This window comes from Streptomyces sp., assembly GCF_050698815.1.
GTDB lineage: Bacteria > Actinomycetota > Actinomycetes > Streptomycetales > Streptomycetaceae > Streptomyces.
Genome location: NZ_JBOHCV010000325.1, coordinates 1 through 2,444 on the forward strand (window position 1 = coordinate 1; position 2,444 = coordinate 2,444).

Genomic DNA, 2,444 nt, shown 5'->3' on the forward strand with positions numbered 1-2,444 from the left:
GGTCGGTGCGGGTCAGCCGCAGCGCCCGGCGGCGGCCGCCGTCGGCCAGCACGACCGGTTCGCCTTCGGTGGCGCCGAGTTCGGCGACGAGGGCCGCGGCCACCGCGTCCGGGCCGTCGTCCGGGCCGACTTCGAGGAGCGTCGCGGTGAGGTTCTCGTACTCACGGGCGACGCTACGGAAGAAGCCGCGCAGCCCGGTGGCCGCTCCCAGGCCCCGGCGCTCGACGGCGAGCAGTCGCCGCGGCCCGGCCGCCAGCACCGTCTTGTAGAGCGGGAAGAACTCCGGCAGCGGCGAGTCCGGCGCGTCGAGTGCGTGCAGGAACAGGACGGTGTCGCCGGTCCGTTCCGGGAGCTGCCCGTCGGGCACGACCGCCGGATGCGCACCGGCCGCACGCAGCCGTTCGGCCACGAGCGGGGCCAGCTCGCCGCCGCCGAGCACCGAGACGGTGCTGCCCTCCGTGAGGGCGGTGGTGACGGGCGGCAGCTCGCTCTCGGTGAACTCCAGGCGCTGCGGGGCCACGACGACGGCCTCGGGGCCGCCGGCTTCGGGGTGGCCTTGTCCGGCGGGCGGTGCGGGGGCGGCCTCGGTGGTGGGGCTGAGCCGGGAGACGAGCAGCTCGGTGATGCCGGCCGCCGTACGCGCCGTACTCAGCTCCTCCACATCCGCGTCCCCACCCACCGGCAACCCCAACCGGACCGCCAACTCACCAGCGATCTCAGCCCGCTTGATCGAATCCACACTCAGATCCGCCTCCAGATCCAAGCCCGGCTCGATCATGTCCACCGGATAACCCGTACGCTCCGCCACCACCGCCAGCACCGACCCCAGCACCGCATCGGCATCCAGCACCGGACCCGCCGCAACGCCAACCGGCACCGCGTCAGGCAGCGCGGCAGGCAGTGGCGCGGACAGCGGGGCCGGCACCGCGGCCGGCAGCATGACCGGCGAGGGGGCGGCCTGCGGTGCGAGGGTTCCGGCAGGCGTGGGGGGCAGTTCGGTGGCTCCCAGATAGCGCAGCAGCACATCTCGCTGCGCCGTGACCATCTCCCTGCTGGTACGCAGGAATTCAGCGATGAGAGCGTCCGGACCGGACAGCGGGACGCCGTCCTGGGCGGGGGTTTCCGGCACGATCAACTCCGTGACAGGGCGGGCGGGTCGGAGGGCGTTGGGCGGGATGGTGCCGTCGGCGAGGCGGACGAGCTGACCGTCCACGGTCCAGCCGGCCGGCTTGGCGGCGACGGCGGTCTCCGGGTCGACGGCGTCCCGCCCCTGGAAGAGCTTTCCGGTACGCACGTCGGCACCGGCGACGGCGAGTTGGGCGACAGCGGCGAGGAACCCGTACAGTCCGCCGCGCCGGCCGCCGTCGAGCGTGATGACGCGGTGCGGGCGGTCACCGAGCACGGCGGAGACCAGCCGGGTCAGCACCCGGCCGGGTCCCACCTCGGTGAAGACCCGGGCACCGGCGGCGTACATGGCTTCGATCTGGTCGGCGAACCGGACCGGTGAGCCGATCTGCCGCGCGAGTCCGGCGCGGACCGCTTCGGGGTCGGCGGCGTACGGCTCGGCCGTGCTGTTGGCCCAGACCTGGACGGCGGGCGCGTGCACGGGCACCTCACGCAGCATGTCGACGAACGCCTCGCCCGCACCGGCCACCAGCGGGCTGTGGAAGGCACAGGCAACCTGGAGGGGCTTGGCCGGGCAGCCCGCGTCCCGCAGATGACCGACCGCCTTGGCCACCGCCTCCGAAGGCCCGGAGATCACGGTCTGCCGCGGCGAGTTGCGGTTGGCGGTGACGACCTCGCCGTCCAGGCCGGCCAGGGCCAGCACCTCGTCGACCCGGTCGGGTCCGGCGGTGACGGCCGCCATCGCGCCGGCGTCCCTGTTCCGGTCCCCGTCTTCCACCTGGGCGAGGATCGCCTCGGCGCGGGCCGCGCTCGCGGTGAGCACGTCCTGCGGCGCCAGTGAGCCGGCGACGCCGAGCGCGACCAGTTCGCCGTAGCTGTGGCCGGCGAGCATGTCCGGGCGTACCCCCACCACGCCGAGCAGGTCCGCCGCAGCGAGTTCGACGACGCCGAGAGCGGGCTGGGCGACGGCGGTGTCGGTGATGCGGGCCAGCTGGCGGGCGCTGGTGGCCTCGTCGAAGGCGGCCGGCGGATAGAGCGCGTCCGCCCAGCGCGAGCCGAGCTGCAGATAGCGCTGCAGCTCGGGGAAGGCGACGAAGAGATCCGCAAGCATGCCGGGCCGCTGGCTGCCCTGTCCGGGGAAGAGGAACGCCAGTCCTCCGTCCGCCGCACCGTCCCCAGCACCGGACGCAGCCCCGGGCTCGGCCTCGGTGCCGTCCGCGGCGAAGATGCCTGCCGCCGGGTCGTGTTCGCCCTCGGCGGCCCGGTGCAGCAGCCCGGTCAGCTCCTCGGCGCTGTCCGCCAGCACGGCGATGCGGACC

1 protein-coding gene is annotated in these 2,444 nt (G+C 74.5%); it reads right to left on the bottom strand.

The features are described 5' to 3' along the window. The coding region (locus ACRDP3_RS11900) for an acyltransferase domain-containing protein (protein ID WP_431516862.1) at positions 1 to 2,444 on the bottom strand (2,444 nt) is incomplete at both ends.